Origin of the sequence: Tichowtungia aerotolerans (assembly GCF_009905215.1) — a bacterium.
GTDB classification, from domain to species: Bacteria; Verrucomicrobiota; Kiritimatiellia; order Kiritimatiellales; family Tichowtungiaceae; genus Tichowtungia; species Tichowtungia aerotolerans.
Genome location: NZ_CP047593.1, coordinates 2,706,682 through 2,720,493, shown reverse-complemented (window position 1 = coordinate 2,720,493; position 13,812 = coordinate 2,706,682). Strand labels below are relative to the sequence as shown.

13 protein-coding genes are annotated in these 13,812 nt (G+C 54.0%); 5 read left to right on the top strand and 8 right to left on the bottom strand.

What is annotated here, in order from left to right:
* The first annotated feature begins 245 nt into the window (after positions 1-245).
* Positions 246-2,357 carry a S8 family serine peptidase gene (locus tag GT409_RS11075; RefSeq protein WP_233231660.1) on the top strand — a complete coding sequence of 704 codons (2,112 nt, stop codon included), beginning with the start codon at positions 246-248 and terminating at the stop codon, positions 2,355-2,357.
* Between the two features lie 74 nt (positions 2,358-2,431).
* Here GT409_RS11075 and folK read toward each other — a convergent pair whose 3' ends face one another.
* The 3 genes from folK to dapF are packed head-to-tail and all read right to left on the bottom strand — an operon-like array spanning position 2,432 to position 4,220.
* Positions 2,432-2,935: a 2-amino-4-hydroxy-6-hydroxymethyldihydropteridine diphosphokinase gene (gene folK, locus GT409_RS11070; RefSeq protein ID WP_160629150.1), complete on the bottom strand. Its 504-nt coding sequence runs from the start codon at positions 2,933-2,935 to the stop codon at positions 2,432-2,434.
* Positions 2,935-3,405: a peroxiredoxin gene (locus GT409_RS11065; RefSeq protein ID WP_160629149.1), complete on the bottom strand. Its 471-nt coding sequence runs from the start codon at positions 3,403-3,405 to the stop codon at positions 2,935-2,937. The genes folK and GT409_RS11065 overlap by 1 nt, the downstream gene beginning before the upstream one ends.
* Positions 3,405-4,220: a diaminopimelate epimerase gene (gene dapF / locus GT409_RS11060; protein ID WP_160629148.1), complete on the bottom strand. Its 816-nt coding sequence runs from the start codon at positions 4,218-4,220 to the stop codon at positions 3,405-3,407. Before dapF ends, GT409_RS11065 begins: the two co-directional genes overlap by 1 nt.
* 31 nt (positions 4,221-4,251) lie before the next feature.
* On the opposite strand from dapF, the gene ligA reads away from it, so the two are divergent.
* The 4 genes from ligA (at position 4,252) to GT409_RS11040 (ending at position 8,793) form a co-directional block, all read left to right on the top strand.
* On the top strand, positions 4,252-6,288 hold the full coding sequence (gene ligA, locus GT409_RS11055; protein WP_160629147.1) for an NAD-dependent DNA ligase LigA: 2,037 nt from the start codon (positions 4,252-4,254) through the stop codon (positions 6,286-6,288).
* An 18-nt stretch (positions 6,289-6,306) separates the two neighbouring features.
* Positions 6,307-7,230, top strand: a complete 924-nt coding sequence (locus GT409_RS11050) for a mechanosensitive ion channel family protein (RefSeq protein ID WP_160629146.1) — start codon at positions 6,307-6,309, stop codon at positions 7,228-7,230.
* Entirely contained in the window at positions 7,227-7,763 is a 537-nt protein-coding gene (locus GT409_RS11045; protein WP_160629145.1) for a mechanosensitive ion channel domain-containing protein, read from the top strand. Before GT409_RS11050 ends, GT409_RS11045 begins: the two co-directional genes overlap by 4 nt.
* Positions 7,764-7,881: 118 nt before the next feature.
* A complete protein-coding gene (locus GT409_RS11040) occupies positions 7,882-8,793 on the top strand; it encodes a ParB/RepB/Spo0J family partition protein (RefSeq protein WP_160629144.1) in 912 nt (303 codons plus the stop codon).
* 177 nt (positions 8,794-8,970) lie between these two features.
* Here GT409_RS11040 and GT409_RS11035 read toward each other — a convergent pair whose 3' ends face one another.
* The 5 genes from GT409_RS11035 to GT409_RS11015 all read right to left on the bottom strand — a co-directional run bounded on the left by GT409_RS11035 (position 8,971) and on the right by GT409_RS11015 (position 13,806).
* Entirely contained in the window at positions 8,971-9,582 is a 612-nt protein-coding gene (locus GT409_RS11035) for an inorganic pyrophosphatase (RefSeq protein ID WP_160629143.1), read from the bottom strand.
* Positions 9,583-9,593: 11 nt separating this feature from the next.
* Complete coding sequence (locus tag GT409_RS11030) at positions 9,594-10,010, bottom strand: secondary thiamine-phosphate synthase enzyme YjbQ (protein ID WP_160630103.1); 417 nt, start codon at positions 10,008-10,010, stop codon at positions 9,594-9,596.
* A gap of 120 nt (positions 10,011-10,130) precedes the next feature.
* Positions 10,131-11,402 carry a zinc-binding dehydrogenase gene (locus GT409_RS11025; protein WP_160629142.1) on the bottom strand — a complete coding sequence of 424 codons (1,272 nt, stop codon included), beginning with the start codon at positions 11,400-11,402 and terminating at the stop codon, positions 10,131-10,133.
* A gap of 114 nt (positions 11,403-11,516) precedes the next feature.
* Complete coding sequence (locus GT409_RS11020) at positions 11,517-12,590, bottom strand: SDR family NAD(P)-dependent oxidoreductase (protein WP_160629141.1); 1,074 nt, start codon at positions 12,588-12,590, stop codon at positions 11,517-11,519.
* 10 nt (positions 12,591-12,600) lie between these two features.
* On the bottom strand, positions 12,601-13,806 hold the full coding sequence (locus tag GT409_RS11015) for a PHP domain-containing protein (protein ID WP_160629140.1): 1,206 nt from the start codon (positions 13,804-13,806) through the stop codon (positions 12,601-12,603).
* Positions 13,807-13,812: the final 6 nt, after the last annotated feature.

Here is a 13,812-nt window from a genome sequence, read left to right as displayed (position 1 = left end):
ATCTACAGTCAATAGAAGATAAGAAATCGCATTTCGAACGATGCGGTCACACGCCACGAATGGTCGATCAAAAGAACGGTTTCGTGCGGCATGTGTAGAGGAAGGAGGAAGGGTTGTCAAGGTCGGGACCTGTGCGGACAATCACATAAAGATACGTACTGCAAATCCGGCCTATACTCTTATATGCAATTCTGCTAATAAGGATGATTAACATAAATTTCAAAGAAGGATGCACCGTGAATGAAATGACACAAAAGCAGCGAAACACGTTAAAAAGCATCGCCATGTGCTCGGTCTTTCTTTGGATGCTCCCCTCCTCTTTCGCCGATCAAAAATCCCGATTCGCCGAATTCCCCTCAGAACGCGCTGCGTTTGCTGAACAATTGGCCAGCGAGGCTCGTACCAGACGCGCAGAGGCTGAAGCGTGGGCAAAAAGCAATCATGTTCCGGTGCGTGTCGACGACGGCCGACAGTTAAGGGAGATCGTCGCCATCCGGAACGGAAAACCTCTTTATATTAAGACTCTCAACGCAGATGCCGCCATCTCCACCGCTGCCAATCTGGTGCGGCAAACCGTGCCCTACAGCCTGGATGGCTCAGGCATCAAGATCGGAATCTGGGACGGCGGTTCCGTACTGACAACCCATCAGGAATTCGGAAGCCGGATTACCAATAAGAACAGTGCAGACTCACACTACCATGCAACCCATGTCGGCGGAACCATTGCCGCCTTAGGTGTTGTTTCCAGCGCCAAAGGAATGGCCCCAGCCATTTCGGTCGACTCCTATGACTGGACTTCGGACTACTCGGAAATGACTTCTGCCGCAGCCACCGCCCCGGGAGAATCAGCAACCAGAATCTACCTTTCAAACCATTCTTATGGATACTATACAGGCTGGGAATATGAATGGAATGAGACCTCATCTGCCTACGAATGGGTTTTCTATGGATTTGATGAGTTCGGCCAATACAATACCTATGCCCGCGACCTCGACAAACTGATCTCCGATGCTCAGTACTACCTGCCCTTCTGGTCAGCAGGAAACGACCGAAATGACGACGGAGATGGCCCCGAACCAGGAGATGGCGAATACAAAAACGGCTATGACAACATATCTTTCAGTGGCATTGCAAAAAATGTGATGACCGTTGGAGCAGTTTATGACGCAGTATCAGGGGGCTCGCGTTCAACAGGCAATGCTGGAATGACAGTATTCAGCAGCTGGGGGCCAGCGGATGACGGACGCATAAAACCTGACATTGTCGCCAACGGATATGGCCTGTACTCATGCGATAATGACAACAATTCGGACTACGCCTACATGTCGGGAACCAGCATGTCCTCTCCAAATGCCTGTGGGTCCGCCGCACTGCTGGTTGAATATTACAAGGAACTGTTTGCCGGCGGAGCAATGTTTGCCAGCACACTCAAAGGTTTGATTATTCACACGGCTGATGACCTTGGAAACGCCGGCCCCGACTACAAATTCGGCTGGGGCCTGATGAATACCAAAGCAGCTGCTGACCTGCTGAAAGATGTTGCCGAAAACGGCACACAGCGAATCGTTGAGGACCTGCTTACATCAGGGGATATGAGCGACACCTACACGATCGCCTCAACCGGCATAGAACCGCTGAAAGTGACTCTGTGCTGGACCGATCAGGCAGGACTGTCAACTACCGCCAGCGACGATCGCACCCCTGATCTCGTCAACGACCTGGACCTGAAGGTGATCGACCCCAACGGAGGAACCAACTACCCTTACAAACTCAGTTATGCCAACCCGACCGGGATCGCCACAACCGATTCAGAAAACAGCGTGGATAATGTGGAACAGGTCTACATTGAAAATCCTGTAGCCGGACAATACACCGTTCTCATCGATTGTGATGAAGCGCTTTACGACAACCATCCCAGTCCCAATTCAGGAGGCGACCAAACCTATTCACTGCTGATCAGCGGCATTCCATCCGACTCGGACGGCGACGGCATTTCCGACCAGTGGGAAAACCTGTATTTCTCCTCTTCAACGGGAGCGGTGGCAACAGCAGATACAGACGGCGACGGAGCCGACAACCTGACGGAATACATTTCAGGATGCAACCCAACCAACCCGGATTCAGTCTTTGAGGTCACAAGCTTCTCCCCACCGGTCACGAACAGCGAAGGCGTTATCATTACATGGAATCCGGTTGAAGGACGCGTCTATAACGTAGACTTGAACAACAGTCTATTATTGGGTTCATTCACCAATATTTCCGGAGACCTGCCCTATCCGGCCAACAGCTATACCGACCGCGTCGAGCGCACCGACGAACAGATTTTCTACCGCATCGGCGTGCGGCTGGATCAATAACGTATCGCAGGCGCCCGCCTGCCTCGGGAAATGAGTTTGCTCTAAAGCCTGGATCCTAAGGTCGAATGCCTTCCTTACCACCGTTCAGAAAAGAGCCGGACATCATCATTGGCAGGCATTCGGGCAAGAATATCCGAAACAGAATCATTAGAGCCGGGCAACGTCAGGTCGGGACAAATCTCAGCGAGCGGCTCAACCACAAATCGCCGCTCAGACCAGCGCGGATGCGGAACCTGCAGCAGATCGCTGTCGACAATTTCTTCGCCGGAAAAGAGAATATCCACATCAATGGTGCGCGGCGCATTGCGGTCGTCCGTCCGCTCCCGCTTAAGGACCTCTTCCACCCGCTTAATTTTCGGCAGCCACTCTTCCGCAGTATAAGGACTGTCCACCACTAGCACCGCATTCAGGAATTTCATCGACCGGTACTCGTCCTTCACATCGACCGGTTCCGTTTCATACACCGATGACTGATCGACAAATTTCACAAACGGATCCATCAAGAGCAGTGTCTTGGCCTGACTGAGCTGCCGCAGCCGACCTCCAACATTTGAGCCCAACGAAAAACCGGTCTCCATTATGCCTGCTCCTTTAAGAATTCCAGCACTTTCTGAGGATGCGCTTCCGCTTTCGGCACTTTTTTCCAATGTTTGGAAACTTTTCCATCCGGACCGATGATCGTCGTGGTGCGAGTCGTCCCCGTGATCAGTTTCCCATAATGCATTTTTTCGCCATAGGCGCCGTATTTCTGCATCACCTTCGTTTCGGGATCGGAGAGCAGCACAAACGGAAGATCGAATTGTTCAATAAACCTGTCGTGCGAATCCAGCGAGTCTTTACTGACGCCCAGCACAACCGCATCCAGATCATTGAACTCCGGCTGCAGATCACGGAAACCACAGGCCTCTTTGGTGCAGCCCGGCGTATTGTCGCGCGGATAAAAATAGAGCACCACGGTTTTTCCGGCGTACTCCTTCAGCGAATGTTTTTTACCGTCGCTTCCCGCCAGCGTAAAGGCCGGAGCCTTTTTCCCAACTTCAATTGCCATTATTCTTCTCCGTAATGAATGGTTCCCTCAAATACATGTTCGGACGGGCCGGTCAGCGTCACATCGCGCGCGCCATCCTCGGTCAGCTCGCCATCGACCACCAGCATATCGCCGCTACGGGTATGTACCAGAACCGGCAGCTCCGCCCATCCGTTTTTCGCCGCCACCAGAGCGCAGGCCGTCACGCCCGTTCCGCAAGCCATGGTTTCCGCCTCCACGCCCCGCTCATAGGTACGCACCAGAATATCCCCTTCGGGCATAATCTGCATGAAATTCACATTGGCTCCCTCCGGGGCAAAATCGCGATGACGCCGCACTGCAGAACCGATGCCCACCACATCCACATCCTGGACATCCCCGGTGCGCATCACCGCATGCGGCACACCGCTGTTTACAAAACCATAGGTCAACATGCGCCCGTCAAGATCCAGCGATCCATTCAGGTTCCAGCCGACAGGAGCAGTCATCCAGATCCTCACGCCGCGCTTCAACACCTGTGCCCGAATCTGGCCGGCCGCGGTCTCGATGGTCATTTGCCGGTCGGAAACCCCCAGCTCAAACGCCAGCCGCGCGGCACAGCGCGCACCGTTTCCGCACATTTCCGCCTCTCCTCCATCGGGATTGAAAAAATGCATATAAAAATCGGAGCGGTCTGATTTCTCGATCAGAATCACCCCCTCCGCACCGATCCCCGAATGGCGTTCCGCAATTCGGGCAATGAACCCCCGGTCATCAACCGGGAACCCGCCGTCGCGATTGTCGCACAGAACAAAATCGTTCCGCGCACCGTGCATCTTCCAGAATTTAATTTTCATCGGGTCAACCTGCGTGATAATTTCCACCCTTATGAGCGAAGTATTAAACCCCACTGAAGCGCAGAAAGAAATAGAAAAACTGCGCGCTGACATCGAACGCCACAACCGCCTCTACTACGTCGAAGCCGCCCCGGAAATCTCCGACCGCGAATTCGACCTGATGCTGCGACGGCTTACAGACCTTGAAAAACAGTTTCCTGAACTGACCGACCCCAACTCCCCGACCCAGCGCGTCGGCGGCCAGCCGATCAAAGGGTTCAGGAACGCCCCGCATGCCATTCCGATGATGTCGCTCGACAACCTCTTCACCCGCGAAGAAGTTGAGGCCTACGCCGCCAAACACGGTGGACCATTCATTCTGGAGCCGAAAATCGACGGAATCTCCATCTCTGTGCGCTACGAACACGGACGCTTTGCGCAGGCGCTCACGCGCGGCGACGGTGAACGCGGAGATGATGTTTCTTCGAACCTGAAAACCATTCGCAGCCTCCCGCTGCGACTCAACACCGACCATCCGCCCGCCGTTTTTGAAGTCCGCGGCGAAGTTTATATGACCCGCACCGGATTCGCCGAACTCAACGAGCAACGACAGGAAGCAGGTCTCACCACCTTCGCCAATCCACGCAATGCCTGCGCCGGATCCATGAAACTGCTCGATCCGCGCGAAGTCGCCAAACGCCCGCTCGACATCGTCTTCTACGCCACCGGAGCACTCGACGGCATCGACTTCGCCACGCACAGCGAACTGCTCGCTACACTCAAGCAGTTCGGCTTCAGAACCGCCCCCTTCGCCCCAACCTGCGAAACCGGTTCCGAACTTTGGAAACAGATCGACCGGCTCGATCAGATGCGCGAAGAGTTTGAATATGAAATTGACGGAGCCGTCATCAAAATCAACGACCGCTCGCGCTACGCCGACCTCGGCGGAACCGCCAAATTCCCGCACTGGGCCACCGCCTATAAATACCCGCCCGAACAGGCCGAAACCACACTCAGGGAAATCACCATCCAGATCGGCCGAACCGGTGTTTTGACTCCGGTCGCCGAACTCGAACCCGTCCAGCTCGCCGGAACCGTCGTCAAACGTGCAACGCTCCACAACGAAGATGAAATCCGCCGCAAGGATATCCGCGTCGGCGACCGCGTCATCGTCGAAAAGGCCGGAGAAATCATTCCGGCTATTGTCCGGGTCTGCAAACGAAAACGTACCGGCATTGAACAGCCGTTCAACATGCACGCCGCCTGCGAAGAACTCGGCATCAACCCGGTCAAAAAAGAAGGCGAAGTGGCATGGCGGATTGATGACCTGCACCACCCCGCCATGCTCAAGCGCTGGCTCACCCACTACGCCTCGCGCAACGGCATGGACATCGACGGCCTCGGCGAATCCATCGTCGAACTGCTCGTCGATGCCGATCTCGTAAAAAGCCCCGCCGACCTTTACCACCTCAAAACACCGCAGCTCCTCTGCCTCGAAGGATTCAAGGAGAAAAAAGCCGCCAACCTCATCACCGGAATCGAAGCCAGCAAAAGCCGCCCGTTCGACCGTATTCTCTTCGCGCTCGGCATCCGACACGTCGGCGCCGGTTCAGCCCGCGTGCTGGCGCAGAATTTTCCGAACATTGGAAAACTGATGGACGCAGACGTTCAGACCCTGGAAGGAATCCGCGACATCGGCCCAATCGTTGGAAAAAGCATCGTCGACTTCTTCCAGACCCCGGAAAACCGCGAACTCGTCGAGCGGCTCCAGGCCGCCGGCGTTAATTTTGAGCAAACCGCCAAAGGCGGCAGCGACGAACTGGCCGGGTTAACATTTGTTCTGACCGGCACCATGGAAAGTATGAGTCGCGATGAAGCGGGCGAAGAAATCCGCAAACGCGGAGGCTCGGTCACATCCAGTGTATCAAAAAACACCGACTACGTCGTCGCCGGAGCCAAAGCCGGCTCCAAACGGACCAAAGCCGAAGCTCTTGGAGTGAAAGTCCTCGACGAAACCGCTTTTCTTGCCATCATTGGGTCTGCGCCTAAAAAGACGCAAAGCAAACCGGGACAGCAGGAGCTGTTTTAACAGGAAGGAAACTCTGCAATGCTGATGACATATGCAAAATTCTGGAACCTGTCGGAAGGCATGATGGAGCAGATTGTTTTTTCGCTGCTCGCATTAATATTTTTGCTGCTGCTGCGTCTGATTGCATCCAAACTGATCAACAGCAGGGTTCAGGACGACCGCCGGCGCTATCACATCCGCAGGATCGCCACCTATATACATACAACCCTGATCTTTCTGATTATCGGCTCAATCTGGTTCCAGGGGATTGCATCGCTGGGCACATTCCTTGGGCTGGCCAGTGCCGGTCTGGCTGTGGCTCTGCACGACACGATTGCCAATATTGCCGGATTCTTTTTTATCGAAGCACGCAAACCCTTCCGGGTCGGCGACCGGATTGAACTGGATCATGTCAAAGGAGATGTGATTGATATCCGCCTGTTTGAGTTCAGCCTCGTCGAGGTAGGCAACTGGGTGGACGCCGACCAAAGCACGGGTCGCATTGTCCATGTGCCCAACAGCATGGTGATGCGCTCGCCGCTGTCCAATTACAACATCGGCTTCGAATATATCTGGAATGAAATTCCGGTCATGGTCACCTTCGAAAGCAACTGGAAAAAGGCCAAGGCGCTGCTTTCGGAGATTGGCCGTAAGCATGCAGAAGCACTTTCGGTGGGCGCACAGGAACAGATCCGCCGCGCGGCACGGAAATATCTGATTATCGCCGGGACGCTGACCCCGACGGTGTACACAACCGTCAAGGACAGCGGGGTCATGCTCACGGTGCGCTATATCGTCAACCCACGCCAGCGGCGTGGAACCGAACAGCAGATGTGGGAAGAGATTCTCGACGCCTTTGCCGCCGAGCCGGACATTGACCTCGCCTACAACACCACCCGCTTCTACACGTTGCCCTCCGAAGATGAAGCGAGCAAAAACCAACCCATACCCGATTCGATATGAACGCACTTTTGATCAAAAAACTGATATTTTCAATCATTGTTGTCGTGGCGGTACACGCACTGTTCTATGTGCTCAAACTCTCGGCACGAAAAACCCGGCAGAAGTTCGGGATCCGCAAATCCCGTTACTTTGCAATTCGCCGGCTCATGACCATGGGATCGCTCCTGCTGACGGCAGTGCTTCTGCTCTTCGTGTGGGAGATCAGCCTTCATAATGTCTGGATTTCTCTAACCGGCGTCCTCGCGGTAACCGCGATCGCCTTCTTTGCCATCTGGAGCCTGGTCGGCAATATTCTTGCGGGGATTATCATCTATTTCACCTCCCCGTTTAAAATCGAAGATGACATCGAGGTGATGCCGGATGAAATCTGCGGAACCGTACTGGCCATTAACACGTTTTATACGGTCCTTCTGGATGAGAATGGCGGCTACATCAACATTCCAAACGCCCTGTTCTTCCAGAAATACATCCGGGTAAAAAGAAATCACGCAAAACACGCCCGGCTAAACACGCCGACAAACAACAAGGACTAACGCCTGAAACAGGCGCACAACTGCTGCATGCCTCCTCCACAGCACGCTCAAGAAAAACAATTCTTTTCCTTATAAGCGGTTTCGTGGTATTCGTTTGCCCTTTATAACGAGGTAAATCATGGCAAAACGACAGGCTTTAGGCAGAGGAATCGGCGCATTGGTTAAGGAAGTTCCGAAAGCGGCACCGCCGCCGGAAGCTCCTGCTCCCGACAGCGAAGGCATCACAAAGCTCGCAATCAGCAAGGTAAAAGCCAATCCGGATCAGCCCCGCCGGACCTTTGACGACACCGCTCTCAAAGAACTGACCGCCTCCATTCAGGAACACGGCGTCCTGCAGCCCCTGCTCGTTCGCCCCAAAGGAAAACAATATCAGGTCATCGCCGGAGAACGCCGCCTTCGCGCCGCCACAGCCGCCGAGCTGAGTGATGTCCCCGTCATTATCCTCGACATCGATGACCAGCAGGCGCTGGAAATCGCCCTGATTGAAAACCTGCAGCGCGACGACCTCAACATCATCGAAACCGCCACAGGCTATAAGGAGCTGGCCGATAAATTTGACCTCACACAGGATCAAATCGCCAAGCGTGTCGGAAAAGCCCGTGCGTCCGTCGCCAATATGCTTCGACTGCTGGAGCTTCCCTCTTCCGTCAAAAAACTGCTCGAAAACGGACAGCTTTCCGCCGGACACGGCAAAGTGCTTCTCAGCGTGGATATCGACGTCGAAAAAGAACTGCTGGCCACGCGAATTGTCCGCGAAAACCTGTCCGTACGCGCACTCGAAAAAATCGTCGAAAAAATGAAGGCGCCGCCGAAAAAGCCGCGCGCCCAGAAAAGCGACCTGCCGATCGACTACATCCGCCACCTGTCCGAAAAACTGCACCAGCACTTCGGAACCGCCGTCAAAGTCAACTCGACCAAAACACTGGCCAACGGCAAAAAGATGAAGGGATCCATCGAAATCGACTACTACAGCAATGATGACCTGACCCGTTTCCTGGAAATCGTGGGTATCACCTCTGAAGATCTATAAAACGGATCGCGAACATACCGCTACGGCTTGCCGAACGGAAAAAATCACTGACAAACAGCTGCAATACACTGCCAACCATTTGTTTATGACTTAAAGGATCCCATACATTTAAATGTACGGGACAAACGAAAAACAAATGTGTGCAGCATCTCTGCTGCACACAACACTCTGAAAAGATTAACCGCCGAACATTTCGTCGTAGTCTTCAGCAGCAGCCTTGAGAACTTCCTGAGCGCGTTCCAGACCGTACATTTCCACGACCTTCACATGCGCTGCTCCGCCGGGCGTCAGTTTGTAGGTCTCAAAATAGTGGTGCAGGCGGTCCAGCAATGCTTCAGGAATCTGCTCAATATCGTTTACATGCGACCAGAAACGGTCCTCGTGCAGTACCGCGACGATTTTATCGTCCGCCTCACCGCCGTCCACCATCTGAACACCGCCGATGATGCGCGCGCGCAGAATCACCTCGCCACGGTTAATCGGGCGCTCGGTAATCACACAGATATCAAGCGGATCCCCGTCCCCTTTACTGGATGTCGGAGACAGTGCGTGCACTCGGGCTCCGCAGTAAGTACGCGGAACAAATCCGTAGAGCGTAGGCGGCATCGATGAGGTGAGCTGAGGACGGTCCACCCGCAAATAACCGGTGGCTTTATCCACTTCATACTTCACCGAATCAAACGGCGTCATTTCAATGTAGGCATTGACTACATCAGGGAATTTGCTGCCGATGTCCAGTCCGTGCCACGGATGAGGGCGCCAACGATAAAAAGTTTTCGGGAAACTCATAATATTCCTTTTTATTCTCCCTGAACCGTAATCACGATCTCCCGGGAGCGGGGTTTAATATCACACTCTAAATGAAAAATCTGCTGCCAGGTTCCGAGAAGAAGCCGGCCCTCTTCCACCGGAACGGTCAAACCCGGCCCCATTAAAGTTGCCTGCAGGTGCGAATGACCGTTTCCGTCGTGCCACGCCTGTTCGTGACCATAACTCCGGCCCGGCGGAATCAGCTTATCGAGAAACTCCGGCACATCGCGCTCCAGCCCCGGTTCATACTCGACCGTACCAATCACTGCCGTACTGCCGATATTGAACACATGCACCGTTCCGATTGAAACACCGGATTCAGCCACCACGTCAGCAACCGCATCCGTAATATTGTGCATATCACGGTGTCCGGCTGTCGCCACGGTAATTGTTTCCCGGTAAACCATGCGAACACTCTGCCCGAACGCCCCTCTGTTTCCAAGGATTGGAAACATTTTTTCCAAACCCTGGAAGCAAGGTGAGCCTGCACCCATGAATCTTCCAAGGTTTGGAAACCGCCGGACTCCTTAGATGGCCGGAGCGTTTGCGAGCAGGTATTTTTCCGCTTCGGGACTCCAGAGCCCGTTGTGTCTTTCAACGATCTCTGCGAGACCTTTGCTCAGGTCATCATCTTTGTCCTTCAGCTCCTCCAGCGCAGTCAGCGGCATGGAAATGCCGGTATAAACCAGCTTTTTTCCGCCGGGAATTTTGGGAAGGTTAAGCGTGGTTTCGATAACAGCATCGAGTCCACCAACATGCGTGATCATCACAGACGGATTCAGCTTGCCGGCTTCCATCATGGCGAGCGACTCGCGCATGTCGTCGGTGTTTCCACCGCTGGTTCCGACCACGTGGGTGGCTGCGTAGTGAACGTTGTAGAAGTTGAACTTCGCGGCAAACTCCGGATTGGTCGGGCCCGCAAAGAAATTCAGGCAGCCGTCGAACCCGAGGATCGCGTCGGCCTGCTCCACAACCGGAGCCACCGGAGCGTAGACGAACACATCGTCGAAACCTTTGCCGCCCGGAGTCAGGGACTTCAGGTATTCAGGACCTTTGCCCTCTTCGGCGGTGTTCACATAGATCAGCTCCACACCGTTGGCTTTGGCTTCTTCAACGGTGAAGATGGAAGCGGCGCGCTCGAGGCGGGCGGTGTCGATATCGGTCACCACAACCAGCGACGGTTTGCGGTCGGCGTGGATCGCGTAGTCAATGGCACCGAGCCCCATCGGACCGACACCGGCCAGAATCGCACAGGAACCGCCTTCGACGATTTCCATTTTATGAACGTAGGAACCGGGTGTGGTGTGGTAATTGGCATGGTATCCGCCAACAATGCAGCTCATCGGCTCCGCCAGTGAGCCGAGGTAGAACGCATCGCCGTTGTAAGCCAGCAGACAGTCGTTGGTCATCACTTCTTCCGGAATGATGACGTACTGAGCGTCACCGCCGATGTAGTTGTAGGAATATCCAGGAGCGGACAGAACGCCGACCGGGCCGTTTTCGTCAACCAGCGCAGGCTGAATGGAAAACTTGTCGCCAGCTTTGAATTTGTCAGCCCATTTGGCACCGACTTCCACGATTTCGCCACAGAACTCATGACCGATAATAATCGGTTCGTCCGCAACGTTGTTCGGAATACGTTTGTGTTTGGTTCCCTGCGTCGCCGCTTTGTAGGACGACATACAGATGGAGTCGGACACGATTTTCGCAAGGATTTCCGTCTCCTTGATCGCCGGAAGTTCAAACTCTTCCAGACGTAAATCACTTTCGCCGTACAATCTTACTGCTTTTGTTTTCATAATTACCCTCCGGGTATAGTTATCTGTTACTGGTTAAAGGTTATCAGTTTCTGTTAAACGGTTATTCGGTCAGTTGCTATCTTCCTGATAACGCATAACCGACAACCGATAACATCAGTTCAGCATCACCTGCCCGCCCGTAACCGGGATAGCCTGCCCGGTTTCGTATTTCTGCTCAACGCTGTACATCACTGCCTGCGTAACGTCTTTGGGGAAACATCCGCGATTCATCGGGACCTGTGCTTCATAAAAAGCCTTCACGTCTGCGACCGTTTCCGCTCCCGGCACCTTGCCGGTGTTGAGATACTGCACGAACAGTCCGCGGTCCGGATCGCTCCAGAGCGGACCGTCGAAAAAGTTTCCGGGACAGACCGTGTTCACCTTCGTGTTGTCCGCGACCAGCTCTTTGGCAAAACTCTGCACGAGACCGACAGAACCGAACTTGGAACCGGCGTACGCGCCGTTTTTGTTGGATCCTTCCAGAGCCGACTTGGAACTGATGGTAACAATATCAGTGTAGTACTGTCCGGTCGGCTTATTCATCGCTTCCATCACCGGAGCAACGAACTTGGTACAAATGAAGAAACCGACGTAGTTGACGTCCGTGACGAACTTGAAGTCTTTCAGTGAAAGCTCTTTAACGCTGCCGGCTTTCAGCACACCGGCGTTGCTGACAAACAGGTCAACGCCGCCGACCGTCAGGACGATTTCATCCATCATGGCTTTCACGGAGTCTTCATCAGCCACATTCACGGCCACACCGAAAGCAACCGTACGGCCTTCCTGTTCGTTCAGCAAAGCGGCCAACGCTTTTGCGCCATCCACATTCATGTCGGCAATAAAGACAATCGCGTTGTTGGCAATCAGCTCGCGCACGATCCCTTCGCCAAATCCCTGAGCACCGCCGGTCACGACGCAGACTTTGTTGCTGACGACTGCAGCGCGGCCGGTCAGTTTCTGTGCGTTCTCCGTGCCGTTAACGGCATCGTCATAATCTTCACCGATCAGAAAACCGCCCACGCCTTCAACGCTCACGGAGCGCACGCCGGGTTTTACTTTTTCGGCCAGCTCATCTGCCGCGCAGGTGACTTCCGCGTTTTCGATCGATTCTTTAAAGACGACAATGTCGCCTTTCTCTCCGTTAAATGTCAGTCCGCGCAAACGCGGTGCAATTTCTAAATTCGTCATAACTCTCCTTTTAGATCAGTTCGACCGCCTTTTCGGGCTGGGTGTGATCCATGCGTTTTCCAATGTCTGCATAAAATGCAATGCGTTCTTCCAGGGTTTGGAAACTGTTCGGGTTTTCCGGATGGAAAATTCCAAGGTTTGGAACTTCCGACGCCAGCTTTTCATGGGCGATGAGCGCATAGGCGGCATCAGCTAAATGTTTGAATTCCGGCTCGAGCAGAATCGGGCAGTTGAAGCTCTGGCGAGAGCTGTTGATGTCTACGCCGCTGATTTCCATCAGCTCGTTTTCTTTGCACAGTTTCTGCAGTCGAACCATCTGTTCTTTGGTGTTGCGCGGCGGCATGTAGGTGATGGCTTTGAAGCCGATTTTTTTCAGCTCGGCAACGAGTTCGTCGAGAAAGTCGTCTTCAAACTTTTCGGCCTTTTTATCGCCGGTTGGAGATTCGCCGACATCGCCGAGATAGGCGTAGGCGGGAATCGCGCCGATGGAATTGGCGAAATCAACCACGTCCTGAACATTCAGGCACTCGTCTTTCCCCGACGGAATGAAGAATTCCGGAACCAGCGTGGATTTAAACACGCCGAGCAGGTCGTATGCATAGTGCGGATTGTCGAGATCGAGCAGCATTTCCTTGAGTTTTCCAGGAATTGGAATCTGCATCCGCTCCTCGACAAACCCGACCAGTCGCTCGCCTTTTCCAAATGCATTAATCAGCTTCAAGGACAGTGCATAGAGAATATGGCGTTCCGTAATGGACCCGCCCTGCTCCGCTTTGGAGATGGAAACGACATCCGCATTGAAATCCAGCGTCGGCGCGCCGCGCTCCTGAAGAATTCCATTGAGCGTTTGAACCTCCTTGCGATCGCGACAAATTCGCGCATCATGAACCGGTTTCAAAAATTCTTCGACGGCCGCAAACTGAGACCGCGGAATTCCGTGCAACGCAATGTAGCTGATGTTCGGCTCGTCCGGGTTGTTGGTTTTTCGACCTTCGACCGAGGTGCCGTCCATGTTGACGCGCACTTCGCAGCCGGCGGTGGCCGCGATTCCGGTTTCCCGGGCAGCGTCGAGAAACTCGGCGCAGCCGGAGACGGAATCGTGATCCATAATACCGACGGTTCCCAGCCCGGCCGCTTTGGCCTTGGCGGGGATTTCCGAAGGTTCGTAGGGACTGAACGAATAGGTCGAATGAACGTGGTTGTTGATTTCCTGCATAATCAA

Excerpts from the sequence above, each read along its gene's own strand:
- GT409_RS11075 (WP_233231660.1), top strand. The coding sequence starts at position 246 with ATGACACAAAAGCAGCGAAACACGTTAAAAAGCATCGCCATGTGCTCG.
- folK (WP_160629150.1), bottom strand. The coding sequence starts at position 2,935 with ATGGAGACCGGTTTTTCGTTGGGCTCAAATGTTGGAGGTCGGCTGCGG.
- GT409_RS11065 (WP_160629149.1), bottom strand. The coding sequence starts at position 3,405 with ATGGCAATTGAAGTTGGGAAAAAGGCTCCGGCCTTTACGCTGGCGGGA.
- dapF (WP_160629148.1), bottom strand. The coding sequence starts at position 4,220 with ATGAAAATTAAATTCTGGAAGATGCACGGTGCGCGGAACGATTTTGTT.
- ligA (WP_160629147.1), top strand. The coding sequence starts at position 4,252 with ATGAGCGAAGTATTAAACCCCACTGAAGCGCAGAAAGAAATAGAAAAA.
- GT409_RS11050 (WP_160629146.1), top strand. The coding sequence starts at position 6,307 with ATGCTGATGACATATGCAAAATTCTGGAACCTGTCGGAAGGCATGATG.
- GT409_RS11045 (WP_160629145.1), top strand. The coding sequence starts at position 7,227 with ATGAACGCACTTTTGATCAAAAAACTGATATTTTCAATCATTGTTGTC.
- GT409_RS11040 (WP_160629144.1), top strand. The coding sequence starts at position 7,882 with ATGGCAAAACGACAGGCTTTAGGCAGAGGAATCGGCGCATTGGTTAAG.
- GT409_RS11035 (WP_160629143.1), bottom strand. The coding sequence starts at position 9,582 with ATGAGTTTCCCGAAAACTTTTTATCGTTGGCGCCCTCATCCGTGGCAC.
- GT409_RS11030 (WP_160630103.1), bottom strand. The coding sequence starts at position 10,010 with ATGGTTTACCGGGAAACAATTACCGTGGCGACAGCCGGACACCGTGAT.
- GT409_RS11025 (WP_160629142.1), bottom strand. The coding sequence starts at position 11,402 with ATGAAAACAAAAGCAGTAAGATTGTACGGCGAAAGTGATTTACGTCTG.
- GT409_RS11020 (WP_160629141.1), bottom strand. The coding sequence starts at position 12,590 with ATGACGAATTTAGAAATTGCACCGCGTTTGCGCGGACTGACATTTAAC.
- GT409_RS11015 (WP_160629140.1), bottom strand. The coding sequence starts at position 13,806 with ATGCAGGAAATCAACAACCACGTTCATTCGACCTATTCGTTCAGTCCC.